At 69.3% G+C, this 26,506-nt stretch carries 18 protein-coding genes; 7 read left to right on the forward strand and 11 right to left on the reverse strand.

Going from position 1 to position 26,506, the window contains the following annotated elements; all coding sequences use genetic code 11:
* Window positions 1–5 precede the first annotated feature (5 nt).
* The 4 genes from ACZ0AE_RS14745 to prpB all read right to left on the reverse strand — a co-directional run bounded on the left by ACZ0AE_RS14745 (window position 6) and on the right by prpB (window position 5,645).
* Entirely contained in the window at window positions 6–713 is a 708-nt protein-coding gene (locus ACZ0AE_RS14745) for a hypothetical protein (RefSeq protein ID WP_463601461.1), read from the reverse strand.
* Window positions 714–812: 99 nt separating this feature from the next.
* The gene (gene acnD, locus ACZ0AE_RS14750) at window positions 813–3,428 is read right to left on the reverse strand and encodes a Fe/S-dependent 2-methylisocitrate dehydratase AcnD (protein WP_463601462.1); all 2,616 of its coding nucleotides are present in this window, start codon (window positions 3,426–3,428) and stop codon (window positions 813–815) included.
* Window positions 3,429–3,567: 139 nt separating this feature from the next.
* Complete coding sequence (prpC, locus tag ACZ0AE_RS14755; RefSeq protein ID WP_038686909.1) at window positions 3,568–4,725, reverse strand: bifunctional 2-methylcitrate synthase/citrate synthase; 1,158 nt, start codon at window positions 4,723–4,725, stop codon at window positions 3,568–3,570.
* Window positions 4,726–4,754: 29 nt separating this feature from the next.
* Window positions 4,755–5,645, reverse strand: a complete 891-nt coding sequence (gene prpB, locus ACZ0AE_RS14760; protein WP_038686907.1) for a methylisocitrate lyase — start codon at window positions 5,643–5,645, stop codon at window positions 4,755–4,757.
* A 160-nt stretch (window positions 5,646–5,805) separates the two neighbouring features.
* Between prpB and prpR the strand changes: the two genes are divergently transcribed.
* Complete coding sequence (prpR, locus tag ACZ0AE_RS14765; RefSeq protein ID WP_463601463.1) at window positions 5,806–7,425, forward strand: propionate catabolism operon regulatory protein PrpR; 1,620 nt, start codon at window positions 5,806–5,808, stop codon at window positions 7,423–7,425.
* A 9-nt stretch (window positions 7,426–7,434) separates the two neighbouring features.
* Here prpR and ACZ0AE_RS14770 read toward each other — a convergent pair whose 3' ends face one another.
* The 3 genes from ACZ0AE_RS14770 to pdxH form a co-directional block, all read right to left on the reverse strand.
* Entirely contained in the window at window positions 7,435–8,271 is an 837-nt protein-coding gene (locus ACZ0AE_RS14770; RefSeq protein WP_463601464.1) for an ankyrin repeat domain-containing protein, read from the reverse strand.
* 75 nt (window positions 8,272–8,346) lie between these two features.
* Entirely contained in the window at window positions 8,347–8,808 is a 462-nt protein-coding gene (locus ACZ0AE_RS14775; RefSeq protein WP_463601465.1) for a DoxX family protein, read from the reverse strand.
* A gap of 98 nt (window positions 8,809–8,906) precedes the next feature.
* On the reverse strand, window positions 8,907–9,506 hold the full coding sequence (gene pdxH, locus ACZ0AE_RS14780; protein ID WP_038686900.1) for a pyridoxamine 5'-phosphate oxidase: 600 nt from the start codon (window positions 9,504–9,506) through the stop codon (window positions 8,907–8,909).
* A gap of 41 nt (window positions 9,507–9,547) precedes the next feature.
* Between pdxH and ACZ0AE_RS14785 the strand changes: the two genes are divergently transcribed.
* Window positions 9,548–10,378 carry a kinase gene (locus tag ACZ0AE_RS14785; RefSeq protein ID WP_463601466.1) on the forward strand — a complete coding sequence of 277 codons (831 nt, stop codon included), beginning with the start codon at window positions 9,548–9,550 and terminating at the stop codon, window positions 10,376–10,378.
* A gap of 45 nt (window positions 10,379–10,423) precedes the next feature.
* On the opposite strand, the gene ACZ0AE_RS14790 is transcribed toward ACZ0AE_RS14785, so the two are convergent.
* Window positions 10,424–10,627, reverse strand: coding sequence for a dodecin family protein (locus tag ACZ0AE_RS14790; RefSeq protein WP_038686896.1), 204 nt, complete (start codon window positions 10,625–10,627; stop codon window positions 10,424–10,426).
* Window positions 10,628–10,722: 95 nt separating this feature from the next.
* On the opposite strand from ACZ0AE_RS14790, the gene ACZ0AE_RS14795 reads away from it, so the two are divergent.
* From ACZ0AE_RS14795 to mdtD, 5 genes are all read left to right on the forward strand, one after another.
* On the forward strand, window positions 10,723–11,265 hold the full coding sequence (locus ACZ0AE_RS14795) for a shikimate kinase (protein ID WP_463601467.1): 543 nt from the start codon (window positions 10,723–10,725) through the stop codon (window positions 11,263–11,265).
* Entirely contained in the window at window positions 11,262–12,371 is a 1,110-nt protein-coding gene (gene aroB / locus ACZ0AE_RS14800; RefSeq protein ID WP_463601468.1) for a 3-dehydroquinate synthase, read from the forward strand. The genes ACZ0AE_RS14795 and aroB overlap by 4 nt, the downstream gene beginning before the upstream one ends.
* A gap of 72 nt (window positions 12,372–12,443) precedes the next feature.
* A complete protein-coding gene (locus ACZ0AE_RS14805; protein ID WP_463601469.1) occupies window positions 12,444–12,695 on the forward strand; it encodes a WGR domain-containing protein in 252 nt (83 codons plus the stop codon).
* Window positions 12,696–12,758: 63 nt separating this feature from the next.
* Window positions 12,759–13,832 (forward strand): uroporphyrinogen decarboxylase, encoded by a 1,074-nt coding sequence (gene hemE / locus ACZ0AE_RS14810; protein WP_038686889.1) that lies wholly within the window; start codon window positions 12,759–12,761, stop codon window positions 13,830–13,832.
* A gap of 703 nt (window positions 13,833–14,535) precedes the next feature.
* Window positions 14,536–15,939 carry a multidrug transporter subunit MdtD gene (gene mdtD, locus ACZ0AE_RS14815; protein ID WP_141057596.1) on the forward strand — a complete coding sequence of 468 codons (1,404 nt, stop codon included), beginning with the start codon at window positions 14,536–14,538 and terminating at the stop codon, window positions 15,937–15,939.
* A gap of 201 nt (window positions 15,940–16,140) precedes the next feature.
* Here the strand turns inward: mdtD and ACZ0AE_RS14820 are convergent, their stop codons facing one another.
* The 3 genes from ACZ0AE_RS14820 to ACZ0AE_RS14830 form a co-directional block, all read right to left on the reverse strand.
* Window positions 16,141–19,671 (reverse strand): hybrid sensor histidine kinase/response regulator, encoded by a 3,531-nt coding sequence (locus tag ACZ0AE_RS14820; protein ID WP_463601470.1) that lies wholly within the window; start codon window positions 19,669–19,671, stop codon window positions 16,141–16,143.
* A 120-nt stretch (window positions 19,672–19,791) separates the two neighbouring features.
* A complete protein-coding gene (locus ACZ0AE_RS14825) occupies window positions 19,792–22,959 on the reverse strand; it encodes a hybrid sensor histidine kinase/response regulator (protein ID WP_463601471.1) in 3,168 nt (1,055 codons plus the stop codon).
* Between the two features lie 23 nt (window positions 22,960–22,982).
* On the reverse strand, window positions 22,983–26,480 hold the full coding sequence (locus tag ACZ0AE_RS14830) for an ATP-binding protein (RefSeq protein ID WP_463601472.1): 3,498 nt from the start codon (window positions 26,478–26,480) through the stop codon (window positions 22,983–22,985).
* Window positions 26,481–26,506 lie beyond the last annotated feature (26 nt).

The following is a 26,506-nucleotide window of genomic DNA, read 5'->3' on the forward strand; positions in this document are numbered from 1 at the left end:
AAAAATCAGCGCTGGGCGACCAGCGCAGGAAGAGGATGACGTTTGTGCGCGGCCATGGCGCTGCGCTGCTCCCAGCGGAACAGCCACAGGATGGCCAGCTTGGTGCTGCCGCTGACCACGGCCAGCAGCAACAGCGGCCAGCCCAGGCGCAGCCCCATCGCGAAGGCGAAGACGACCGTGGAAACATCCATCAGCAGGATCAGCTGGCTCATCCGCAGCGATACCGCACCGGTGCGGCCGGAGCGCCAGATCAGCAGGATCTGGTGCGCATACCCCTGCGCCAGCAACGCGGTGATGGCCACGATCATCGCCGAGGCCAGTACCCGCCCTTCGTCGACGTGGCGCTGCCCCCAAACCAGCCCGGCCAGCGCACACAGCAGTGCCAGGCAGGCCAGCGCCAGCCCGGTGGTGGCCGCGCGGCTGCGACGGTCCGTCCAGATCTCGCGCAGGATCAGCAGCACCAGCACCGAGGCGAGCAGGCGCGGCCAGACAATGAAGTGGTTGAACGGCTGGATGGTGTAGCCGTAGACGAAGAACGACAGATAGGCCAGGAAACTGACCGTGAACTGGTTGAGCGACAGGATGTCGGTGGCGCCACCGTTGGCCGCGCCCGCGCTGCGGCGTCGCCAGACCTTGCGCAGCTGCGCCCACACGCCGACCAGGCTGAGCAGGATGAACGCGGTGTTGATGATGCCCGCCACGGTGTAGAACATGTCGCCGACCGTCCTGTCTGGTATCGCTTGCCAGCGCATCGGTGGCCCCATGCCACCGACGCTGCGGGCGCGCACACCGGGTGCGCGCCCGTGTTGCCCTCACGCCACCTGCGACGCTTCCAGGAAGTCCTGGGCGAAGCGCTGCAGCACGCCACCGGCCTCGTAGATGGACACCTCCTCGGCAGTGTCCAGGCGGCAGGTGACCGGCACCTTCAGCTGTTCACCGTTGCGGCGGTGGATCACCAGGGTCAGCTCGGCACGCGGCACGCGTTCGCCGATCACATCGAAGGTTTCGGTGCCGTCGATGCCCAGCGTCTTGCGGTTCACGCCGTCCTTGAACTCCAGCGGCAGCACGCCCATGCCGATCAGGTTGGTGCGATGGATGCGTTCGAAGCCTTCGGCGGCAATCGCCTCCACGCCGGCCAGGCGCACGCCCTTGGCGGCCCAGTCGCGCGAACTGCCCTGGCCGTAATCGGCACCGGCAATGATGATCAGCGGCTGCTTGCGCGCCATGTAGGTTTCAATGGCTTCCCACATGCGCGTGACCTGCCCGTCCGGCTCCACGCGCGCCAACGAGCCCTGCTTGACCTGGCCATCGACCACGGCCATTTCGTTGATCAGCTTCGGGTTGGCGAAGGTGGCGCGCTGTGCGGTGAGGTGGTCGCCGCGGTGGGTGGCGTAGGAATTGAAGTCCTCTTCCGGCAGGCCCATCTTGGCCAGGTATTCACCGGCGGCGCTGCTGGCCATGATCGCGTTGGACGGCGACAGGTGGTCGGTGGTGATGTTGTCGCCGAGCACGGCCAGCGGACGCATGCCACTGAGCGAGCGCGCACCGGCCAGAGCGCCTTCCCAGTACGGCGGGCGGCGGATGTAGGTGCTCTGCTCGCGCCACGCATACAGCGGGCTGATCGGCGCGCCGTGCTCCACCTTGAAGGTGAACATCGGGTCGTAGACCTGGCGGAACTGCTCCGGCTTGACGCAGGCCTTGACCACCGCATCGATCTCGGCATCGCTGGGCCACAGGTCCTTCAGCGTGATCGGGTTGCCATCGGCGTCGTGGCCCAGGGCGTCCTTCTCGATATCGAACCGCACGGTACCGGCGATCGCGTAGGCCACCACCAGCGGCGGCGAGGCCAGGAACGCCTGCTTGGCGTACGGATGGATGCGCCCGTCGAAGTTGCGGTTGCCCGACAACACCGCCGTGGCGTACAGGTCGCGGTCGATCACTTCCTGCTGGATCTTCGGGTCCAGCGCGCCGCTCATGCCGTTGCAGGTGGTGCAGGCGAAGGCCACGATGCCAAAGCCCATCTGTTCCAGGTCGCCCAGCAGGCCGGCCTCTTCCAGGTACAGCTGCACGGCCTTGGAACCGGGTGCCAGCGAGCTCTTCACCCACGGCTTGCGGGCCAGCCCGGCGCGGTTGGCGTTGCGCGCCAGCAGGGCGGCGGAGATGACGTTGCGCGGGTTGCTGGTGTTGGTGCAGCTGGTGATGGCGGCGATGATCACCGCGCCATCGGGCATCAGCCCCTGTTCCTGCTCCAGCTTGCCCGAGGCCAGCTTGGCTTCATCGGCGATGCCGCGTGCGGCCAGCTCGCTGGTGGCCACGCGCTTGTGCGGGTTGGACGGGCCGGCCATGTTGCGCACCACGCTGGACAGGTCGAACTGCAGCACGCGCTCGTACTGCACGTTGGCCAGGTCGTCCGACCACAGGCCGGTGGCCTTGGCGTAGGTTTCCACCAGCTGCACCTGGGCTTCCTCGCGGCCGGTCAGGCGCAGATAGTCCAGGGTCTGCTGGTCGATGGAGAACATCGCCGCGGTGGCGCCGAACTCCGGGGTCATGTTGGAAATGGTGGCGCGGTCGCCGATGGTCAGCGCGGTGGCGCCTTCACCGAAGAACTCGATCCACGCCCCCACCACGCGCTCCTTGCGCAGGTATTCGGTCAGCGCCAGCACGATGTCGGTGCAGGTGATGCCCGGCTGCGGGCGACCGGTGAGTTCCACGCCGATGATGTCGGGCAGGCGCATCCACGAGGCGCGGCCGAGCATCACGCTCTCGGCTTCCAGGCCGCCCACGCCGATGGCGATCACGCCCAGCGCGTCCACGTGCGGGGTGTGGCTGTCGGTGCCCACGCAGGTATCGGGGAAGGCCACGCCGTCGCGCACCTGCACCACCGGGGACATCTTCTCCAGGTTGATCTGGTGCATGATCCCGTTGCCCGGTGGAATCACGTCGACGTTCTTGAACGCCTTCTTGGTCCAGTTGATGAAGTGGAACCGGTCTTCGTTGCGACGGTCCTCGATGGCGCGGTTCTTCTCGAACGCAGCCTTGTCGAAGCCGGGGAATTCCACGGCCAGCGAGTGATCGACGATCAGCTGGGTCGGCACCACCGGATTGATCTGGGCCGGGTCGCCACCGGCATCGGCGATGGCATCCCGCAGGCCGGCCAGGTCCACCAGCGCGGTCTGGCCCAGGATGTCATGGCACACCACGCGCGCGGGGAACCACGGGAAATCCAGGTCCTGGCGGCGCTCGATCAGCTGCCGCAGCGAGGCCTCGAGGGTGGCCGGGTCGCAGCGGCGCACCAGGTTTTCCGCCAGCACGCGCGAGGTATACGGCAGCGTGGCATAGGCGCCGGGCTGGATCGCATCGACCGCGGCCCGGGTATCGAAATAGTCCAGCGCGGTGCCGGAGAGGTTCTTGCGGTACTGAGTATTCATGGCTGGCGATAGCTGCTTGTTGGCGGGCCGGGGCGTCGTGACACCGGCGAAGAAGGAGTAGCGACGCCGCAACGGAGTAGACCGGCATCACGCCGGCCTGCTCCGCAAGGCACCCGCGAACGGGTGCGGTACGTCTGTCTTACCTGCGCTGGTCGATCGGCACGAAGGCCTGGTCTTCCGGGCCGGTGTAGTTGGCGCTGGGGCGGATGATCTTGCCGTCGATGCGCTGCTCGATGATGTGCGCGCTCCAGCCGGAGGTGCGTGCGATGACGAACAGCGGGGTGAACATCGCCGTGGGCACGCCCATCATGTGGTAGCTGACCGCGCTGAACCAGTCCAGGTTCGGGAACATCTTCTTGATGTCCCACATCACCGTTTCCAGGCGCTCGGCGATGTCGAACATCTTTACGTTCTGCTGCTCGGCCGACAGGTCGCGCGCCACTTCCTTGATGATGTTGTTGCGCGGATCGCTCACGGTGTACACCGGATGGCCGAAGCCGATCACCACTTCCTTGCGCTCGACGCGGGCCTTAATGTCGGCCTCGGCGTCGTCCGGGCTGTCGTAGCGCTTCTGCACTTCGAAGGCCACTTCATTGGCGCCGCCGTGCTTGGGACCCCGCAGCGCGCCGATGCCGCCGGTGATGCAGCTGTACATGTCGCTGCCGGTGCCAGCAATGACGCGGCAGGCAAAGGTGGACGCATTGAATTCATGCTCGGCGTACAGGATCAGCGAGGTGTGCATCGCCTTCACCCACGAGTCCTGCGGCTTCTCGCCATGCAGCAGGTGCAGGAAGTGGCCGCCGATGGAGTCATCGTCGGTTTCCACGTCGATGGCGCGGCCGTTGTGGCTCCAGTGGTACCAGTACAGCAGCATCGAGCCCAGGCAGGCCATCAGCTTGTCGGCGATGTCGCGCGCGCCCGGATGGTTGTGGTCATCCTTTTCCGGCGACACGCAGCCCAGCACGGACACACCGGTACGCATCACGTCCATCGGGTGCGCCGACGGCGGCAGTTCTTCCAGCGCGGCCTTGACCGCGGCCGGGATGCCGCGCAGCGATTTCAGCTTGGACTTGTAGGCCACCAGCTCGGCGCGGGTGGGCAGCTTGCCATGCACCAGCAGGTGGGCGATTTCCTCGAACTCGCTGGTGTTGGCCAGGTCCAGGATGTCGTAGCCCCGGTAGTGCAGGTCGTTGCCGCTGCGGCCCACCGTGCACAGCGCGGTGTTGCCCGCAGCGGTGCCGGACAGGGCGACGGATTTCTTCGGCTTGAAGCCGGGCGCGGTGGTTGCTTCGCTCATGATCCCTCCAGAAAACAAGTGGTGCGACGTTACTTCTTGGCGGCGAACAGCGCATCGAGCTGCTGCTCGAAGGCGTGGTAGCCGATACGGTCGTACAGCTCTTCGCGCGTCTGCATCGCATCGACCACATTACGCTGGTGGCCGTCGCGGCGGATGGTCTCATACACATTCTCGGCGGCCTTGTTGGCGGCGCGGAACGCGGACAGCGGGAACAGCTGGATGGCAACGCCGGCCGAGGCCAGTTCGTCGCGGGTGAACAGCGGGGTCTTGCCGAACTCGGTGATGTTGGCCAGCACCGGCACCTTCACCGCGTCGACGAAGCGGCGGTAGGTGGCCAGGTCGTAGGCAGCCTCGGCGAAGATGCCGTCAGCGCCGGCCTCGACGCAGGCAATGGCACGTTCGATGGCCGCATCCACGCCGTCCACCTGGATGGCATCGGTGCGCGCGATCAGGAAGAAGTCCGGGTCGGTCTTGGCGTCGGCGGCCGCCTTCACCCGATCGACCATCTCGCCCTGGGTGACGATTTCCTTGCCCGGGCGGTGACCGCAGCGCTTGGCGCCGACCTGGTCTTCGATATGGCAGGCGGCGGCGCCGGCCTTGATCAGCGACTTCACGGTGCGCGCGATGTTGAACGCGCTGGGGCCGAAGCCGGTGTCGATGTCCACCATCAGCGGCAGGTCGCACACATCGGTGATGCGGCGCACGTCGATCAGCACGTCTTCCAGGGTGTTGATGCCCAGGTCCGGCAGGCCCAGCGAACCGGCCGCGACGCCGCCACCGGACAGGTAGATGGCGCGGTAGCCGGCGCGCTGCGCCAGCAGGGCGTGGTTGGCGTTGATCGCGCCGATCACCTGCAGGGGCGATTCGGCAGCCAGTGCGGCGCGGAAACGGGCGCCAGCGGAAGAAACAGGGGTGCTCATCGGGCAGCATTCCAGGGTGGTTGACAGGAGTGAAGGCGCAAGGGCCGTGCCAAGTGCCAAGTGTCTGATTTGATTGAGACAGGGCGGTAACAGGCACGTTTCACCGTGCAACATTGAAACACCTGTAACATGGACGGAACTGAAACATTGAAACGCCGCCATGTCGATCAGCCTGCCCCGCCACCGTTCCCGCCTGCCCGACCCGGACGCCGGCAGCCTGCCGGTGATCTGGACCGTCAGCGTGTCGCGCCTGACCGGGCTGCTGGGCGATGTGATCCCCGAGTTCGACCGCCGCGCGCGGACCGTGCCGATCAACCTCGGCTTCGAGGAAGCGGTGGACGTGATCGGCCAACGCCTGCGCCGCGAGCACTGCGACGTGGTCATCGCCGGCGGCTCCAACGCGGCCTACCTGCGCAGCCGGCTGGAGGTGCCGCTGGTGCCGATCCAGGCCAACGGCTTCGACCTGATGGAGGCGCTGGCGCGGGCGCGCCGGATCGCGCCCCGGATCGGTCTGGTTACCCACGCCACCGACGTGCCCACCTTCGGCAGCTTCCAGCACAGCTTCGGGCTGGACATCGAGCACCGCCGCTTCGTGACCCGTGAAGACGCACGCGACTGCATCGCCGACATGCGCGCCAACGGCATCGAAGTGATCGTCGGCACCGGCATGGCCATCGACCATGCCGAACAGGTGGGCCTGCCCGGGGTGCTGTTGTACTCGGCCGATTCGGTGCGCCAGGCGTTCGAGCACGCACTGGAACTCACCCAGACGCTGGCGCGGGTGGGCGCCCCCTCGCCGCGGCGTCGTCCGCCGGCCCGTCGCCGCGATGCCGACCACGCGCTGCTCGGCGACAGCGCCGCGATGCAGCAGGTCCGCGACCGCATCGCACTGTATGCCCCGCACGACAGCACGGTACTGGTAACCGGCGCGACCGGCACCGGCAAGGAACTGGTGGCCCGGCAACTGCACGGCAGCAGTGGCCGGCGCGGGCGGTTTGTCGCGCTCAACTGCGGGGCCATCAGTGAATCGCTGCTGGAAGCGGAGCTGTTCGGCTACACCGAAGGCGCCTTCACCGGCGCGCGGCGCGGCGGCCGTGTCGGCCTGGTCGAGGCGGCCGATGGCGGCACCCTGTTCCTGGACGAGATCGGCGAGTTGCCGCTGCCGTTGCAGACACGGCTGCTGCGGGTACTGGAGGAGCGCGAAGTGCTGCGCGTGGGTGCCACCGAACCTACCCCGGTGGACGTGCGCGTGGTTGCGGCCACGCTGCAGACGCTGGAATCGCTGGTGGATGCCCAGCGCTTCCGCCGCGACCTTTACTACCGCCTGGCTGCGTTGCGGATCGCGTTGCCGACCCTGCACGAACGCCGCGACGACGTGCCGCTGCTGCTGGAACACTTCTTCACCCTGCTGGCCGGTACGCCGTCACCGCTCGCCGCCGCGGCGCTGCAGCGGCTGTGCGATTACGCGTGGCCGGGCAACGTGCGCGAGCTGCGCAACACGGTCGACCGGCTGCGCATCCATTGGCCGCATGGGCAGGGCGAGCTGTCGCTGGCGCAGATGCAGGCCTGGCTGCCGGAGCTGTCATCGGTCCCCACCGCGCCGCTCGCCTTGGCCGGCGCAGTGCCGGGTGGCGTGGCCCAGCGCGTGGGGGCGCGCCCCGGCAGCGACACGCTGCAGCAGCTGCTCGACGACCACGGCGGTAACCGTGAGCAGGTCGCCCAGCGCCTGGGCGTGTCGCGTACCACGCTGTGGCGCTGGCTGCGCAGCACCACGGAGTAACGATGCGGCTTACGCCACGCCGCGCAGGTCCACCGTGGGCCGCTGCGCTGCCGAGCCATTCCAGTCCACCGCCAGCCCCGCCGCACTGAACGCATCCACGATCATGCGCCCCACCTGTTCCATGGCGGCGCTGGCGCCCTCCGGCCCGGCCCAGAAGCCCAGGCTGAGATCGCTGCTGCGCTTGGCGCGGTTGAGATCCTGGCGGGTGTAGAAGCACAGACCCACCAGGCCGGCGTCCATACCGCCGCGTTCGATGAACTGCTGGGCGGTGTCGGCGAAGCCATCGTCCTGGGTCAGGCCAATGTCCTGCGCGGTGACGATGCCCTCGGCCTCAAGACCGGCGAACACCGCCGTGATCTTCGCGTGGGCGGCGCGCCAGTCGGCGGCCCGCATCTTCTGCGGCGGCCGGGGCTCAACCTGCACCGGAATGGGAAAGCCGGTCACCGCAGACAGCAGCGCCTGTACCTCCGGCATCATCGCGTTGACGACGATATGGTTGCCGCCGCCGTCGCGCACCGCCGGGTTCGCACCGGCGTCGAGCAGCATCTGCACCGGCGCGCAATCCAGCGCAAATTCAGCGGCCAGGTACAACGCGGTCCGACCGCCGCCACCGAGATGTTCCAGCGGGCTTCCTGCATCGATGAGCAAACGCAGTACCTGCAGATGCTGGGCCGCCGGGGTGTCATTGGTTGCGCGCGCCGCACATTCCAGCGCAGTGAAGCCATGGGCGCTTTCTGCGCTGACATCGGCGCCCGCCGCAAGGCCGGCCTGCACTGCCGCCACGTCGGCCGCCAGGGCGGCCGCGCAGAGATCGATGGCCGGCGAAGAAGCGGGTGCGATGGTCATGCGGCAGATCCGTGTGTGGGTGGATGTCTCCGCAAGTATGCAGGAGCCCGCATCGCGGGCGCTGCGCGCCACCGTTCATGCCATGGGCGAAGCGCCGCGTCCCGTCCACAGCGCATAACGCCCCGCGCCCAGCACGCACACCCACGCCAGGGCCACGCCCAGTGGCACCTCCGGCAGATACAGGAACCAGCTCAGCCAATCCAAAGGCCCCAGGCCGGCCGGGATGCGCCCGATACCGTCGGTGAAGGCCGCTACCGCGCAGATCATCATCAGCGCTGCGGCCGACAGGCGCGGCAGCACGCCAAGCACCAGGGTGGCTCCCAGCACCCACTCCACCATCGCCACTGCAGGGGCACTGGCCGCCGGCCACGGGATACCCGCCTCGGCGAGTGTGGCCAGCATGCGATCCCTGCCGTCATCGGTGAACAGCTTGTTCCATCCCGATACGGCAAACATCGTGCCCGCGACGATGCGCGACAGCAGCAACAACAGCGAGGCGGGGATACGGGTCTCGACAGGCAGGGCAGAAATGGGCATGACAGCGCGGTTCCAGGGCAGACAGTGTCGTCCGCCCCGATCCTAACCGGCGGTTTCCCACCCCCGCGTGCCGCGCGCAGTTTTCGATGGACGCGCCCTTACGGGAACAGCAACCGCTTGTTCCACTGCCCGTCGTGATCGACCTCGTAGCACCAGCGCTCGTGCAGCCGGAACTGCGCGCCGTACCAGAACTCGATCCGCTGCGGGACCACGCGCAGCCCGCTCCAGCCCTCCGGGCGTGGCACCTCGCGGTCGGCGAAGCTGGCTTCGGTGGTGGCTACCCGCGCGTCGAACTCCTCGCGCGATGCCAGCGTTTTGGATTGCAGCGAGGCCCATGCGCCGATCTGGCTCATGCGCGGGCGCGAGGCGAAGTAGGCGTCGGCTTCGGCATCGTCCACCTGCTCGACACGGCCTTCGATCCGCACCTGGATGCCCGCCTCGCGCAGGCTGCGCCACAGGAACAGCAGGGCCGCGCGCGGGTTGCTGCGCAACTCGCGGCCCTTGTGGCTGTCCAGATGGGTATAGAACACGAACCCACGCGCGTCGAAGGCCTTCAGCAGCACGGTGCGTGCCGACGGCTGGCCGCTGGTGTCGGCTGTCGCCACAGTCATCGCATTGGGTTCGATTTCCGCGCTGTGCTTGGCCTCCTCGAACAGCGCGGCAAAGGTGGACAACGCTTCGGTATACAGATCGGTCATGGTTGGTTTCTTGCCATTCGATTTGGGTTTATTGTCACCGCATGCCTGCTACCGCGTACATGCCCCGCAACAAAGGATTTCCCGATGCACTGGTCGCCCAGGCACTGGAAGATGCGCTGGCAGCGGGCACGGAAGTGCCAGTATTGGCGATCAGCGGGCTGCAGGGCAGCGGCAAATCGACGCTGGCAGCCCAGGTGGTGGCGCTGGCCGAACAGCGCGGGCTGCGCGCAGCGGCCCTGTCCATCGACGATTTCTACCTGACCCGCAGTCAACGCCAACGCCTGGCCCGTCAGGTCCATCCGCTGCTGCTTACCCGCGGCCCGCCGGGCACGCACGACCTGCCACTGGCGCATGCCACCCTGGACGCCATCGCCGCACGCCAGCCGGTGGCATTGCCCCGGTTCGACAAGCTGGCCGACGAACGTCTGGCGCAGGCCGAGTGGCCGCGCGTGAGCGGTCCGCTGGACCTGCTGGTGTTCGAAGGCTGGTTCCTGGGCACGCCTGCCCAGCCCGAGGTGGACCTGCAGCCGCCCTTGAACGCACTGGAGCGCGACGCCGATGCTGACGGACGCTGGCGGCAGTGGTGCAACCAGGCGTTGGCCGCGCACTACCCCGCGCTGTGGCAGCGCTGCGACCGCCTCTGGTTCCTGCAGCCGCCGGACTTCGCGGTGGTGCCGCGCTGGCGCTGGCAACAGGAACAGAACCTGCAGGCTGCCCAGCCGGAACGCAGCAGCATGAGCCGCGCCCAGCTGGAGCGCTTCGTGCAGTACTACGAACGGGTCAGCCGCCAGGCGTTGCGCACCCTGCCGGGGCTGGCCGACCGGGTCATCGCGCTGGACGAGCAGCGGCAGGTCGTCACGGCGCCTGTGTAGGCGGCGCCGATCCCGGTCAAATCGACCGGGCGGCCACCGTTTTTCTCAGCCCACCACGAAGGTCACCCGCAGGTTGACCCGCCATTCGGTGATGTTGCCCTCCCCGTCGGTGACCACCTTGGTTTCGTTGATCCATGCGCCCTGGATGCCCTTGACCGTTTCGGACACCTTCTTCAGCCCGCTGCGCACCGCGTCTTCGACGCTGGTCTTGGAGGACGCATTGATCTCGATGATTTTGGCCACTGACATGGGCACGCTCCGGCTGCCTGCGGGACATTCCGCAGCCCCCACCATGGGGGCCGGTGCGTAAAGGCCACGGCACGGAAATGTTAGGATCGGGGGTAATGAACCCTGCTCCGAACCTGATCCTGATTGGCCCGATGGGCGCCGGCAAAACCTGCATCGGGCGCCGCCTGGCCGAGCGCTTCACGCTGGACTTCGTGGACGCCGACCAGGCCATCGTGGACGCCGCCGGGGCCAGCATCCCGGCGATCTTCGAGCACTCCGGCGAGGCCGGCTTCCGCCAGTACGAACGTCAGGCGCTGCAGACCCTGCTGCGCGGGCGCAACCAGCTGGTCTCCACCGGCGGCGGCGCCGTGCTGGACCCCGACAACCGCGCCATCATCGCCGAACGTGGTTTCGTGGTGTACCTGCGGGTCAGCGTGGGCGGGCAGCTGGAACGGCTGGCCCGCGACCGCACCCGGCCGCTGCTGCAGCGCCCGGACCGCGAGCAGGTGCTGCACGAGATGGCGGCGCTGCGCGACCCGCTGTACCGCGCATTGGCCGACCTGGCCCTGGATACCGACCTCTACACCCCCGCCGAGGCCACCGCGCAGCTCGTGCTGCGGCTGGCCGCCCAATGGCAGCGACAGGACCCACCCGCATGACCCCCGCCCCCCGTACCGTCGCCGTTGGCGGCGACACGCCCTACACCATCCATATCGGCCCCGGCCTGCTGGGCCAGGGTGACCTGCTTGCCCGCCACGTGCGCGGCCGCCACGTGCTGCTGCTCAGCGATTCCTCGGTGGCCCCGCTGTACCTGGCCGGCGTGAAAGCAGCGCTGCTGGCCGCACGCCCGGACCTGCGGGTCGGCGAGCTGGTGCTGCCGGCCGGTGAAGCGTCCAAGACCCTGGCCAACTTCGGCGCGGCCATCACTGCCTTGGCCGCCCTCGGCGCAACCCGCGATGCCTGCGTGCTGGCCCTGGGCGGCGGCGTTGCCGGCGACCTGGCCGGCTTCGCGGCCGCCTGCTGGATGCGCGGCGTCGACTGCGTACAGCTGCCCACCTCGCTGCTGGCGATGGTCGACTCCTCGGTGGGCGGCAAAACGGCCGTGGACATCCCCGAAGGCAAGAACCTGGTCGGCGCGTTCCACCCGCCGCGCGCGGTGATCGCCGACACGGCCGCGCTGCGCACCCTGCCCCCGCGCGAACTGCGCGCCGGGCTGGCCGAGGTGATCAAGTACGGCGCCATCCGCGACCCGCTGTTCTTCCAGTGGCTGCAGGCCGAACACGCCGCGCTGCTGGCTGGCGACGATACCGCGCTGGCCCAGGCGATCGCGCGCAGCTGCGAGCACAAGGCCGAGATCGTGGCCCGCGACCCGCATGAGAAGGGCGAACGCGCCCTGCTCAACCTCGGCCACACTTTCGGCCATGCAATCGAAACCGAACAGGGCTATGGCGCGCCCGGCAACGACAACCTCAACCACGGCGAAGCGGTCGCGGTGGGCATGGTGCTGGCGGCGCGCCTGTCGGCCCAGCTGGGCATGAGCAGCGAGGCCGACACCGCGCAGCTGCGCGACCTGCTGCTGCGCTACGAATTGCCGGTGGAAATTCCCGCCGGGCTGGCCCCGGAGGCGCTGCTGGCGCGCATGCGCCTGGACAAGAAGAACATCGCCGGGCGCCTGCGCCTGGTGCTGTGGCGGGGCATCGGCCGCGCCGAAGTGGTGGCGGACGTCGACGAACCCGACGTGCTGCGCGTGCTGGCCGCCCGCTGACCTGCGACCGTTGGCCGCAGGTGGGGTGGGCCACCACGGCCTGCCCCGGCGTTCACGGCTACAATCGCGGCCATGCGCGTCTTCCTGCAGCACCACCCCGGCGGCACTGAACCGGCCCGCTACCTTCAGCTGACCCTGCAGCCGGACCTGTTCGGCAGTTGGGAACTGCTGCACGAATCGGGCGTGGTTGGCGGTCGCGCGCGGTTGCGGTGCGAGGTGTTCACGGAGGCCGAACCGGCCCAGCGCGCCTTCGAGAAGACGCGCGACATCCACCTGCAACGTGGCTACCAGATCACCTACACCAGCGGCACCGCGCCGCGCTGAGCGCCGGCCCGGCCCCGCTCTTTCACCCCGGCCCCGTGCCACCAGAGTCCAAGGAAGCGTTACGTGACCAGCCCCTCCCGCCATGATCGCCTGCTGCGCGCCCTGCGCCGCGAACCGGTGGACTGCACCCCCGTCTGGCTGATGCGCCAGGCCGGCCGCTACCTGCCCGAATACCGCGCCACCCGCGCCAAGGCCGGCAGCTTCCTGGCCATGGCCAAGAACCCCGACATCGCCTGCGAAGTGACCCTGCAGCCGCTGCGTCGCTTCGACCTGGATGCGGCGATCCTGTTCTCGGACATCCTCACCATTCCCGACGCGATGGGCCTGGAGCTGTACTTCGTCGATGGCGAAGGCCCCAAGTTCCGTCACCCGGTGCGCGACACCGCCGCCATCGCCAAACTGGCCGTGCCGGACATGGAAACCGAGCTGCGCTACGTCATGGACGCGGTCCGCGTGATCCGCCGCGAACTGGACGGCAGCGTGCCGCTGATCGGCTTCTCCGGCAGCCCGTGGACCCTGGCCTGCTACATGGTTGAAGGCGGCGGCAGCAAGGACTTTGCCCGCATCAAGGCCATGGCCCTGAACGAACCGGCCGCCCTGCACCAGCTGCTGTCGGTGGTCACCGACGCGGTCATCGCCTACCTGGCCGCCCAGCGCGCCGCCGGCGCGCAGGTACTGCAGGTCTTCGACACCTGGGGCGGCGTGCTCAGCCCCGGCATGTACCGCGAATTCTCGCTGCGCTACCTGACCCGCATCGCCCAGGAACTCGAACGCGGCCAAGGCGACCAGCGCACCCCGCTGATCCTGTTCGGCAAGGGCACCGGCCTGCACCTGGGCGCACTGGCCGACACCGGCGCCGACGCCCTCGGCGTGGACTGGACCCTCGATCTGTCCGACGCACTCGCCCGCACCGGCGGCCGCGTCGCCCTGCAGGGCAACCTGGATCCCGCCACCCTGTACGGCAACCCCGCAGCCATCGAACGCGCCGCCGCCCGCGTGCTCGACAGCTACGCCGACGGCAACGGCGGCTCCCGCGAAGGCCACGTGTTCAACCTGGGGCACGGCATGTCCCCCGACATGAACCCCGAACACGTGGGCGTGCTGGTCGAGGCCGTGCACCGGTTGAGCAAGCGCTGATCCATCGGCGCGGAGGGCAGCCGACCAACGGTCGGCTCTACCTCCAAACACCGGCGGTCACACCAACCACCCCGCCACCGGCGGTCACACCGAGCCACCCCGCCACCGGCATTCGCACCCAACAACCCCGCCACCGGTAGAGCCACCCCATGGGTGGCTACACGTAAGGCCGGAAAGAACAGCCGCCACGCGAGCCCGTGCATCGGTTGATGTAAGCGTTGATCGATCGGCGTGGAGGGCAGCCGACCAACGGTCGGCTCTACCCCCAAACACCGGCGGTCACACCAACCATCCCGCAACCGGTAGGGCCACCCGGTATGTGGTTACGCAGCACCGGCAACAACAGCAGTCCCGCATGGCGTGGCTCTACCGCTGTCGCCATGCACACCGACAAAGTGTCGGGGGCTGGCGTGGGTGGGTTGGCGGGACCGTTGGGCGCCATGGATGGCGCCCACGAGCCCCCATGGATGGGTTTACGGCGTGTCCCGCCAACCCACCCACGCCAGCCCAGCCAGGTCGCCACCGAACCAAGCGCTCCGGCTCCGGCTCCGGCTCCGGCTTCGGCTCGAGCTCTAGCTCTGGCTCTGGCTCTGGCTCCAGCTTCTGAAAAAAGACTTTGCCAATCCAGTCCACAACCACATCTTGACCACACCCTGATCCCACATCGGCGATCATGTGCGCCTCGTTGATGAAGGCCCCCACGATGACGACCAGCAGCTACGCCTCGATCCGGCCCCTGTTGTGGCTCGTATCGCTGGCAATCTTCATGCAGATGCTGGATTCCACAATCGTCAACACCGCCCTCCCCGCCATGGCCCGCAGCCTCGGCGAAAGCCCCCTGCAGATGCAGTCGGTCGTCTTCAGCTACGCCCTCGCCGTCGCCACCTTCATCCCCGCCTCCGGCTGGATCGCCGACCGCTTCGGCACCCGGCGCACCTTCCTCGTCGCCATCATCCTGTTCACCCTCGGCTCGCTCGCCTGCGCCCTGGCCCAAACCCTCCACCAACTCGTCGGCGCCCGCGTCCTGCAGGGCATCGGCGGCGCCATGCTGCTCCCCGTCGGCCGCCTCGCCGTCATGCGTTCCGTCTCGCGCGAAGAATTCCTCCGCGCCATGAGCTTCATCGCCATCCCCGCCCTCATCGGCCCCCTCATCGGCCCCACCCTCGGCGGCTGGCTGGTCGAAGTGGCCTCCTGGCACTGGGTCTTCCTGATCAACCTGCCCATCGGCGTCATCGGCTACATCGCCGCCACGAACGTCATGCCCGACCACTACGCCGAACACCGCACCCGCTTCGACATCGCCGGCTACCTCATGCTCGCCTTCGGCATGATCGTCCTGTCGCTCGCACTCGACGGCATCTCCGGCATGGCCACCCCGCACGCCCTGGTCATGCTCATGACCGTCGCCGGCCTGGCCGCCCTCGTCGGCTACTGGCTGCACGCCGCCAATTCCACCGCCCCGCTGTTCTCGCTGGCCCTCTTCCACGTGCCCAGCTACCGCATCGGCATCCTCGGCAACCTGTTCTCGCGCATCGGCAGCAGCGCCATGCCGCTGCTGATCCCCCTGCTGCTGCAGGTAGGCATGGGCATGAGCCCGATGAATGCCGGCCTGCTCATGATCCCCGTCGCCGCCGCCGGCATGCTGGCCAAACGCTACGCGGTCAAACTGGTCGAACGCTTCGGCTATCGCCGCGTGCTGATGGTCAACACCGTGCTGGTCGGCCTGGCCATGGCCAGTTTCATCTTCATGACCCCCGGCCAGCCGCTGTGGGTACGCGTCATCCAGCTGGCGCTGTTCGGCGCCGTCAATTCCCTGCAGTTCACCGTCATGAACACTGTCACCCTGCGCGACCTCGACCGCGACTTCGCCAGTGCCGGCAACAGCCTGCTCTCCATGGTGATGATGCTCGCCACCGGCTTTGGCGCCGCCGCCGCCGGCAGCCTGCTGGCCGCCTTCGCGCACCTGGACCAGCTGCATGGCGCCACTGCCGCCCTGCACGCCACGTTCGTCTGCGTCGGCGCCATCACCCTGACCTCCACGCTCATCTTCTGGCAGCTGCCCGACACCCGCCCATCGCCGCGCGATGTGGAGGAGGTCGCCGAATAGGCGACCTCCGGGTAGCATCGGACCGTTGGTCCGATGACCTTTAAAAAACGCGTTTACCCACCGCGCCCGTTGGTCCGATGAAAGGCCAGCGCACCAACGGTGCGCTGCTACCCTGGTTCGTCCGATGACCCACCAGCGCACCAACGGTGCGCCGCTACCCTGGATCGTCCGATCACCCCCCAGCGCAGCAACGGTGCGCTGCTACCCGCGCGGTTGCCGCAGCGCCCGCGCGATCGCCTCCACCAGCAGGTCGCCGGTCACCGGCTTGCGCAGGAAGCCGCTGAAACCGGCCTCGTGCACCTGCTGCTCGATCCCCGGGTCGGTACGCGCCGTCACCGCGATCATCGGCATCTCGTAGCCCTGGTTGTGCAGGTGCCCGGCCAACTCGATGCCGCCCAGACCCGGCAGGTCCAGGTCCAGCAGCGCCACGTCGAACGGCGTCCCGCTGACCTCGCGCAACGCAGCCAGCGCATGTTCGGCATGGACCATGTCATGCCCGCGCGCGCCCAGCAGACCGGTGATCACACTGGCCACCGTTGCATCGTCCTCCACCAGCAGAATGCGCAGCGGCGGCAGGCGCAGGCTCTCACTGCCCGGCTCGCCGCCAGCCGGCAGCGCGGCGATGTGCAGCGGCAACGGCAGGCTCACGCTGAAGCGCGTGCCCACGCCCAGCTGGCTCTCCACCCCGATCTGGCCCTGCATCGCCAACGCCAGCTCCCGGCAGATCGCCAGGCCCAGCCCGCTGCCGCCGTACTGCGCCGCCGTGCGCGCCCCGTCGGCCTGCTCGAAACGCCGGAACAGGCGCTGCTGCTGGTCGGCGCCGATGCCCGGCCCGGTGTCGGATACCTCGAAATGCAGGCCACGCTCGGACGACAGCGTGGTTGCCTTCAGCCGCACCTCGCCATGCGTGGTGAACTTCACCGCATTGCCCAGCAGGTTGAGCAGGATCTGCCGCACCCGCACCGCATCGCCCACGCTGGCCAGGCCCGGTGGCAACTGGTTGTCCACCACGAAACGCACGTGCTTCTGCTCGGCAAGCGCGGCCATCAGCGTGCAGACATCGCTCACCACGTTGTGGACGTCGAACGGCTGCGACTGCAGCTGCAGCCGCCCGGACTCGATGCGGGCCAGGTCCAGCGCATCGTTCACCAGATGCAGTAGATGCTCGCCGGCATGCCGGATGGACGCGGTCCAACTGCGCTGCTGCGGGTCCAGCGACGACCCCAGCAGCAGCTCGCTCATGCCCAGCACGCCGGTCATCGGCGTGCGCACCTCATGCCCCAGGTTGGCCAGGAAGCGGGTCTTGGCCGCTGATGCCTGCTCGGCCAGTTCCTGCTTCTGCAAGGCCAGCTGGTAGGCATGCCGACGCTGCAACCGGCGACGGTACAACCACGCAATCAGGCTCATCAACAGCAGCGTCATCGAGGTCAGTACCAGCAGCCCGGACATGCTCCGCCACCACGGCGGCATCACCCGGAATTCCAGCGACTGCACCCGCGACCACACCTGGTCGGCCGAACGCGCCTGCACCTCCAGCCGATAGCGACCCGGTGGCAACCGCGAGAACACGCGCTCGCCGGCCGGCCCCACTTCCACCCAGTCCGGGTCGTAGCCGGCCAGCCGGTAGCGGTAGCTGTTGGACGACGAATCGGCGAACGACAACAGACGCGCCACGATGCGCAGATCGCGGTCGGCGTCAGCGACCTCCAGCGGGGTCAGGTGGGTCAGGTCGGCGACGCGGTCGCCGCGACGCACCTCGACCCGTTCGATCACCAGCGGCGCACGCCGGTTGGACGGCCGCACCTGGCGCGGGTCGAACACCACCACGCCGGCCGGCGTGCCGCCAACGATGCGGCCGCTGGCGGTGCGGCTCAGCGTGCTGCGACGGAACTCCTGGCTGGGCAGGCCATCGTGCACGCCATACAGGCGCACGTTGCCCATCTGCGGGTCGACCCGGATCAGGCCACGTGCGCTGGCCGCCCACACCACGCCCTGCGCATCGACCACCAGCCCGGTTGCCGACACTTCCGGATAGCCCGCGCCACCGCCGATGACCGCCTGCAGCAACAGCCGTCCGTCCTGCCACCGGTACTGGCTCAACCGCCCTTCTTCGGACAGCCACACGCTGTCATCGTCGGCGCGCGCCAGCGCGTGGATCGCCGCCGCTGGACCACCCGGCACGGGTTCAAACCGTGAACGGCCCGGCATCCACTGCAGCAGGCCCTGGTTGGTGGCCACCCACAGCGTATCGTCCGGTCCGCACAGCAGGTCCAGGGCCAGTTGCCCGGCCGCGAGCCCGGCATGCCCGGCCGGCACCCGGTGCAGCACGCGACCGTCCAGGTCGCGCTGCTGCAACCCGGTCGACGCAGCGCTCCACAGGCGTTGGCCGTCGCAGACCGCCAACGATTCCAGCTGGCCCTCCATCGCCGCGTCAACGGCAGCATCGTGCCCCCAGCGGCGGATCGATGCATCCTTGGGGTCATAGCGCAGCAAGGCCGACGCCGAGCCGATCCAGACCTGGCCGCGGGGATCTTCCTGTACCGATTGCAGCCACTGCGTCCCGTCCACACCCCTCCGATGCTGGGTCACACGGCCGCTGACCGGATCAAACTTGTCCAGCGCCCCGTGCGTTCCCACCGCCCATACCCCGCCGTCGGCGGCGGCGGACGTGCCCAGCACGTAACCATTGCGCAGCGACCCCGGATCGTCCTCCAGGCGCGACAGCACCGAGAACTGCCACCAGCGCGGCAACAGGTGCCACAACCCGCCGTTGATGCTGGCCAGCCAGATCCCGCCTTCGCGGTCTTCATAGGCGCCGGTCCAGTTCGGGCGTACCTGGCCACGCGCCACCGCGCTGTACAGCGGCACCTGCTGAAACTGGTTGTCGTAGGCGCGCCCCAGCCCGGACCGGGTATCGAGCCAGTAGCCGCCCTGCTCGTCGCGCAGCATCATGCCCAGCACCTGGTCGCCGGCCGCCACCTTCCACGGTGCCGGTTCGAAGCGTCCGTCCGGCCGCCGCACCAACACGCCGGTATTGGTGCCGATCCAGAGGCTGCCATCGATCTCGGCGGTCAAGCCGTTGATCACCTGCGCCGGCACATCGCGGGTGGATACCCGTTCGAAATCCGTGCCGGTCCAACGTGCCAGGCCAGCCTGCGTGCCCACCCACAGGCTGCCATCGCGGGTGGTGGTCAGCTGTGTCACCGACGCGGCGGGCAGGCTGCGCGGATTGCCGCGCTCGGGCATGAAACGGGTGACCTTGCCGTCACGGTCCAGGCGGTGCAGGCCGCCTTCGTAAGTCCCGAACCACACGGTGCCATCGGCGGTGGAGGTGATCGACCAGATGGTGTTGCTGCCGATCTGCGGGTGGCTGGCGCGGTCGAAGAAGCGCAGCTCGCGGCGGTCGGCCGACATCATCGCCAGGCCGGCATTCTCGGTGCCGATCCACAGCTGGTTGCGGGCATCCACATGCACGCTCCACACGTGGTTGTCGCGCAGGCCATCCTCGGCGCGCCAGACCCGGTAGTTGCGCCCGTCGTAGCGGGCCAGCCCGTCGTTGGTGGCGATCCACAGGTAGCCGTAGCCATCTTCGGCCATGCGGTTGACCGTGTTGGACGGCAGTCCATCGAACACGGTCAGCTGGCGTGGCGTTGGCGGCACGGGCTGGGCCTGGCCGAAGGTCGGCCACAGCCATGCAATCCCGATCAGGAGCAGCCAACGCAATGACACCACTGGTGGATCTCCCCATCGTCCATGGATGCACCCCAGGGGCTACGGGCGCGCGTTGCTGCCGGCGCGCCGATCCTGGGCCAGTCCGCATGGTAAACGGTTCGCTACGCGGCGACGATCCGCTCAGGCCTGCCGCGCCGCACGCACCGCCGCCAGCAACTGCTCGCCGCTGGCCGGCTTGTGCAGCCATCCTGCCGCGCCGGCCGCCGCCGAACGTCGGGCGAGGTCGGGCTCACGGCGTGCGGTCAGGACCACCACCGGCACCGCGCATCCCTGTGCAGCCAGCATGTCCAGCAGTTGCCACCCGTCCACGCCGGGCAGGTCCAGGTCCAGCAGCACCACATCGAATGGCGCCACCGCCAGTTCGCCCAACGCGGCCAGGGCATGCGCGGCGGTCACCACCTGCGCGCCGCCTGCCGCCAGCAGGCCGGCGTGCACGTCGGCCACCAACGGCTCGTCTTCGACCAGCAGAACCCGCTCACCGTGGCGTATCGCCGCCGTGTCCGCGGCCACCCCCGACGGGGCCGGTATGCAGGTGGCGCATTCCGCGCCCGTCACCATCGGCAGGCTCAGCAGCACGCGCCCACCCGACCCGCCCCCGGCGCTGACCAGCCGCACGCATCCACCCAAGGCGTGCGCGCCGGCCTGTGCGGACTCCAACGCGTCGCCGGACAACGTCCCTGACGGCAGCGGCGCTGCTGACGTGGCGACCGCGTCGATATCCACCAGCAGGCCGCTGCGGCCTGGCAGCCAGCTGGCACGGAACGACATCCTGCACGCGCCCAGCGTCTGCACCATCACATCCACTACCCGTTGCAGCACCTGCTGCACGCGCGCCGGGTCGGTATGCACGGGCGCCGCGCCGGGCAGGTCCACGCACGCCGCCAGGCTGCTGCCACGCGCGCACAGGTCCAGCTGCGCGGACTGCCGCCAGCGCTGCAGCAGCGTCGCCAGATCAACGTCGCTGCACTGCAGTGGCAACCGGCCTGCATCCATGCGGGCGTCATCCAGTGCCTGGTTCACGATCGCCAGCAACTGCCGACCGCCCCGATCGATCCGTTGCAGCCGCTGCCGTTGCTGTGCGTCCAGCGGCGAGGCCAGCAGCAGCTCGGTCATCCCCAGTACGCCGGTCAATGGCGTGCGTACCTCGTGCCCGAACGTGGCCAGGTAATGCGCCTTGGCCTGCGCCGACTGCTGCGCCCACGCGTGCCGCTGCTCCGCGGCGCGGCGCGCGCGCGAACGCGCCAGACTCCGCCCGCCCAGCCAGGCCAACAGCCCCAGCATCGCGACCACGCTGGCGGCATGCACAACCGACGGCTGCCGGTGCGGCCAGCCATCGGGCTGCACGTTGAGCACCAGGGTCTGCACGGCCGACCAACGGCCCTCGCCGCTGCGCTCCTGGTAATCCAGCGCATGCCGACCCGGCGCCAGCGTCGGAAACTCCACCGTCCCACGGCTGCGGGTTCGGCGCCATCCACGTGTGCCATCGCGCAGCCGGAAGCGATACTGCTGGCCCGGGTCGAGCTGGGCCGACAGCACCCTGGCGGTGATCTGGATTTCACGATCCCCTTCATGCAGCTGCAGCGACGCCGCCGGGGGCAGCGTGAGCAGGCGCTGGTCGCGACGCAGCTGCACCCGCTCGATCACCAGCGCCGATGGCGTGGCCGGGCGCGCCAGCAGGGAAGGATCGAACGCGATCGCGCCGTCGGCATCGATGGCCAGCATCTGCCGACCCTGCGCCTGCAGGCGGGCCTTCAGCAGGGCGGGTGGGATGCCGTCGTCGCGCGTGTAGATGTGCACCTCACGCCAAGGGGCTGCAACCCGCAACAGGCCATGGTGGGACACCCCCCACAGCACGCCGTCGGCGTCGGTGGCCAGTGCATGCACCGCCTGTTCCGGCATGCCATCGCGGTCGTCCAGGCGCAGGCTGCGCAACAGGCGTCCCTGCTGCCACTGGTAACGTTGCAGGGCGCCGGTGCTGGCCACCCACAAGTGCCCATCGGCGGCAACGTGCAATGCACTGATCGCTGCGGGTGCACCGGCGACCGGGTGCAGTTGCGCGCCGTTCCAACGCATCAGCCCATCGCGGCTGCCCAGCCACACGCCACCGTCGCCGGCGCAGTGCAGCGACACCGGCCCGCGCAGCGGTGCCTGCCCAGCCCCCTGCAGCGGCCAGCGCACCTGGCGGCGCCGCGCCGGTCCACGGCCCTCCAGCATGCCGTTGTGGATGCGCCAATAGCGTGCGTCGTCGCAGGCCAGTTCCTCACTTACCCGCGCCGATTCGGGCAAAAATCCGTCCAGCCCCAACCGACGCACGGGCGCATGCTGCCGCGCGAACCGGGACCAGCGCGGCAGCAGGCGCCACATGCCCAGGTGGCGTCCCAGCAGCCAGACGCCCCCATCCCGATCCTCGAAGACCGCCCGCAGGCTGGGCGGTGCGCCACGCCCGGCCGCGGCGAGCGACACCGGCGTTGCAGCCGCGCCGTCCACTGGCTGGCGCCAGATCCGGTCGGCTTCGGCCAGCCAGTGCGCCCCATCGGAACCGATGCCCAACAACCGGCGCTGTGCAGGCACCGGTGCGGCCTGCAACGTGCTGCACGCGGTGCCATGCCACTGGCCCACCGCCGTGCTGGCCCACACCACGCCTGCGGTGTCCTGGTGCAGTCCGGTGACCGACGCGTGGGCCAGGCGGGGATCGGGCGGCCGATGGAAGCGCCCGGCCTGCCAACAGGCCAACCCGTGCGATGTGCCTATCCACAGCACGCCACGGTCATCGGCCAACAAGTACCCGACATCGCCCGCCGGCACCCCGTCATCGCGCAGGGTCGGCAGGAACTGGCGGATACGCTGTTGCCGGTCCAGCCGGAACAGTCCGGCGCCACGGGTGCCGAACCACACCCCGCCTTCTGCGTCGGGCAGCACCGCGCTGATCGGCACCCCGGCCAGGGCCGGGTGGGTGTCGCCACCAAACCCGTCGATCCGGCTGCGATCGGCCGACATCCGCATCAGCGTGCCATAGCCGGTGCCCATCCAGAGCTGGTCCTGGGCGTCTACGGCCAGACTGAGCAGCGCGTTGTCGGCCAATCCCTGCTCGCGGCGCCAGAGGCGGAACTGGCGTCCATCGAAACGCGCGAGCCCATCGTCGGTGGCGAACCACAGGTACCCCTGCCGATCCTGGACAACCTGGTGCACGGCATTGGAAGGCAGGCCATCGGCGGTAGTGAAACGGGCGGCCTCGGGCAAGCGCGCCGCCGCGGCCGATGCGACCAATGCCAGCAGCAACAGGGCCATGCACCGGCATGCCGACCGGCACGTCATCGTCCTGCCCGGCACTGCAGCAGGGCCGCACGCAGGGCAGCATCGCCCAGGGGCAGCCGGATGAACGCAGCGTAGCCAGCCGCCATCGCATCGCGTTCTGCATCAGCATCGGCACGCGCGGTCAACGCCAGTCGCGGCACCCCGGGCCAGCGCCGCGCCAGCCACGCGCCGGCCAACACATCGCCGATCCGCAGATCCGGATCGGTTGCCAGCAGCTGCCACGGTGCGTCCGGTACGCCGGGCACGGCCCTCGGATCATCACACCCCACGACCACCCGACACCCCTGCGCGCGCAAGAGCGCCGCAACGACCTCGGCGATGTCCGGATCGGGCAACACCAACAGGACCGACATGCCAACCAGCACCGCCTCACCGGTCACCGCGTCCGTGGCAGACGCGATTGCCGGGGGTGATGTGGTTGCCAGCGGCACCTGCACCTCGAACCGGGTGCCGAGCCCCGGCCGGCTGTCGACCGTGATATCGCCCCCCATCGCCTGGGCCAGTTCGCGGCTGATCGCCAACCCCAGGCCACTGCCGCCGTGGCGCGCCATCGTCGCGGCCCCATCGGCCTGTTCGAAGCGCTGGAACAACCGCTGCACCTGGGCTGCGGTCATGCCCGGTCCCGTGTCGGCCACCACCAGCTGCAGGCCCTGCCCTCCCGCGCCCGGTTGCACCGATACCTCGACGCTTCCCTGCGCGGTGAACTTCAGCGCATTGCCGACCAGGTTGAGCAGTATCTGACGCAACCGCCGCGGGTCGCCCAGCAGCCATCGCTGCGGGTCCAGGTGGCTGCTCCAGTGCAGCCGCACGCCCTTTGCATCGGCCACCGGCGCCATCAGCGCGTGCAGGTCGTGCAGCAGGGCGACCGGCGAAAACGCCACGTGGTCCAGCTGCAGGCGCCCGGCTTCGATGCTGGCCAGGTCCAGGGCGTCGTCCACCAGTTGCACCAGGTGCAGGCCTGCGCGGCGCAGGCTGTCGGCGCGTGCCTGCTGTGGCGGCGAGAGCGGTCCTTGCAGCAGCAGTTCGCTCCAGCCGGCGATGATTGTCATCGGGATGCGGATGCGCCTGCCAAGACGCCCCAGGAACCGCGTGCGGCGCGCCGACGCCTGCTCGGCCAGGCAGCGCTGCACGCGCGCCTCGCGCAGGGCGGCCCGCTGCCGCAACACGCATGTGACCAGCCGGCCCAGCAGGACCACCACCAGGGTCACCAACATCAGTACTACACCCTTGCCTGCGGCGGTCTCCCACCACCCCGGCGCAACCCGCAGCAGCCGCTCGGAAGGCGCCGACCACGTCCCTTCGCCCTGCCGTGCCTGTATCTCCACGCGGTGCTCGCCCGGCGGTAGGCGCGCGAAAGTGCGCAGCGCAACCGGCCCGGTCTCCACCCAGTCCGGGTCGTGCCCGTCCAGTCGGAACCGATGCTGGATGCGATCGGCATCGCCCGCGCCCAGCAGATTGACCGCGATCTGAATGTTGCGGTCGCTGCTGGCCAATGCCACGTTCGCCGCATCGGCGCGCACGGTCACCGGGGTGCCATTGCGCTCGACGCGCACCGCGTTGACCACCAATACCGGCGGCGGGCCACGCTCGACCACGGCCGCCGGGTCGATCAGCAGCAGTCCGCCCTCGCGCACGGCGGCGGCCAGCGCCCCGGTGCCCAGCCGTACCAGCCGGTGCGCAAGAATCTCCTGCACCGGCAGGCCCTCGGCGCTGCCCAGCACGCGCACCCCACCGCGCGCCGGGTCCAGCCGCACCATGCCGCGCGCGGCACCGGCCCACACCACGCCCTGGCCATCCACCACCAGTGCCTCGGCGCGCAGCAGCGGGTAGCCCTGCGCGCCATCGAACCGGCGCAGCCGCTGCAGCGCGCGTCCATCCCAGCGATGCTGTTCCAGTGCATCCTGGCGGCTGAGCCAGAGGCTTCCATCGTCGGCCTCGGCAATGGCCGCCACTGCAGCGCCCGTGCGTTCGGCGGCCACGAAGCGGCCACGGGGCGCATCCCAGGTCTTGAGCCCGTCGCGGTCGGTCGCCCACAGCACACCGTCGCGCGCGCACAGCAGCTGCCGTCGCGACATTGCCCCGCTCAGGCCCAAGTCGCCCGGTGGCTGCGCCAGTTGTCGCTGGCCATGCGGCGACCATTGCTGGATCTGCCCGCTTCCGGCCAACCACACCGTGCCATCCGGGCAGACCTGCAGATGCAGCGCACCGTCGGCCGATGGCCAGTCCAGCGGCCACCGGCGTACCTCGCCCCGTGCAGGGTCGTAGCGGGTCAACTGCCCGGCACTGGCGATCCAGAGCCGCTGCTGCCGATCCTCGGCCATCCCCACCGGCTGCACGCTGAGCCCGGCGTGGGGAAGGTCAAGATGATCGCTGCTTGCACCGGTGCGCAGGTCCAGGCGTTGCAGCCGCCCCTGGCTGCCGGCCACCCACAGCCGACCATCCGCCGCCCCGGCCAGGGCCAGCGCGTAGTGGCTGCGAATACCCGGAAGCCCCTCGCCCGCCATGGGCAATGCGGTGAACTCACGCCACCGCGCCGGCAGCCGCCACACGCCATGCGTCCTGCTCAGGAACCAGATGTCGCCGTGCCGGTCCTGCACCGCCGCGTCCATCTCCACCGCGCGCGTTGACGGCCCCTGCAATGGCCGGAGGGGAACGCGCTGGGTGTGCGTTCCGCGCGACAGGTACAGGCCCGTGTCGCGCTGAGTCCACAAGGCGCCATCGGCGCTGCGCAGCAGCGGTCGCCCGGCCCCCGGCGCGGTGCCGGACGTCCGGCCCACGGCTTCCCGCCATGTGCGCACTCCGTTGCTGGCATGGATGCCGCCTTGGGGATCGGGCCACACGGCCTGTATGGGACCGTCAGCAGCCGGGGGGGTACCGGCCCGCTGCAGGCGGCCGTCGGCGAAGCGACGCAGTCCCTGCGACGTTCCCACCCACAGACGCCCGGCGTGGTCGATGGCCAGGGCGGTGACGGTATCCGCCGCGGCATCCACCACCTGCCAGCGCGCATCCAGCGCCGGCAGCATGTAGAGACGATGATCCGACCCGATCACCCATAGCGTGCTGCCACCACCGCCCGCAATGCCGTGGATGGTGCCGCTACGCACGGCCCACGGCATCTGTGTACCGGCGCGCTCGAAGCGGCGACGGTCGCCTCCCAGCATCAACAGCCCCTGCGAGACGGTGCCAACCCATACCCTGTCGGCGGCATCGACATGCAGCGCGCGCAAGGTGGTGTCGTGCAACCCGTGTTCGTCCCCCCACACCCGCGACCGCCGCCCGTCGAAGCGCAGCAGGCCCTCGCTGCTGGCCATCCACAGATAGCCGGTGGCATCTTCGGCCATGGCGTGGATGCCGGTGGTGGGCAGGCCATCGATGACCCCCAGCTGCCGGGGCCATGGCAGATCGAGCACGGCCGCCAGCAGGGCCCATGGCCAGCACCCGAGCACCAGTGCTATCAGCCAGCGGCTGCCGATGCGCCGCATTGTCCTGCTCAAACGCACCTGTCAATCGAACGGCAACC

This window comes from Stenotrophomonas sp. AC248 (genome assembly GCF_979258185.1).

Excerpts from the sequence above, each read along its gene's own strand:
- ACZ0AE_RS14745 (WP_463601461.1), bottom strand. The coding sequence starts at position 713 with ATGTTCTACACCGTGGCGGGCATCATCAACACCGCGTTCATCCTGCTC.
- acnD (WP_463601462.1), bottom strand. The coding sequence starts at position 3,428 with ATGAATACTCAGTACCGCAAGAACCTCTCCGGCACCGCGCTGGACTAT.
- prpC (WP_038686909.1), bottom strand. The coding sequence starts at position 4,725 with ATGAGCGAAGCAACCACCGCGCCCGGCTTCAAGCCGAAGAAATCCGTC.
- prpB (WP_038686907.1), bottom strand. The coding sequence starts at position 5,645 with ATGAGCACCCCTGTTTCTTCCGCTGGCGCCCGTTTCCGCGCCGCACTG.
- prpR (WP_463601463.1), top strand. The coding sequence starts at position 5,806 with ATGTCGATCAGCCTGCCCCGCCACCGTTCCCGCCTGCCCGACCCGGAC.
- ACZ0AE_RS14770 (WP_463601464.1), bottom strand. The coding sequence starts at position 8,271 with ATGACCATCGCACCCGCTTCTTCGCCGGCCATCGATCTCTGCGCGGCC.
- ACZ0AE_RS14775 (WP_463601465.1), bottom strand. The coding sequence starts at position 8,808 with ATGCCCATTTCTGCCCTGCCTGTCGAGACCCGTATCCCCGCCTCGCTG.
- pdxH (WP_038686900.1), bottom strand. The coding sequence starts at position 9,506 with ATGACCGATCTGTATACCGAAGCGTTGTCCACCTTTGCCGCGCTGTTC.
- ACZ0AE_RS14785 (WP_463601466.1), top strand. The coding sequence starts at position 9,548 with ATGCCTGCTACCGCGTACATGCCCCGCAACAAAGGATTTCCCGATGCA.
- ACZ0AE_RS14790 (WP_038686896.1), bottom strand. The coding sequence starts at position 10,627 with ATGTCAGTGGCCAAAATCATCGAGATCAATGCGTCCTCCAAGACCAGC.
- ACZ0AE_RS14795 (WP_463601467.1), top strand. The coding sequence starts at position 10,723 with ATGAACCCTGCTCCGAACCTGATCCTGATTGGCCCGATGGGCGCCGGC.
- aroB (WP_463601468.1), top strand. The coding sequence starts at position 11,262 with ATGACCCCCGCCCCCCGTACCGTCGCCGTTGGCGGCGACACGCCCTAC.
- ACZ0AE_RS14805 (WP_463601469.1), top strand. The coding sequence starts at position 12,444 with ATGCGCGTCTTCCTGCAGCACCACCCCGGCGGCACTGAACCGGCCCGC.
- mdtD (WP_141057596.1), top strand. The coding sequence starts at position 14,536 with ATGACGACCAGCAGCTACGCCTCGATCCGGCCCCTGTTGTGGCTCGTA.
- ACZ0AE_RS14825 (WP_463601471.1), bottom strand. The coding sequence starts at position 22,959 with ATGGCCCTGTTGCTGCTGGCATTGGTCGCATCGGCCGCGGCGGCGCGC.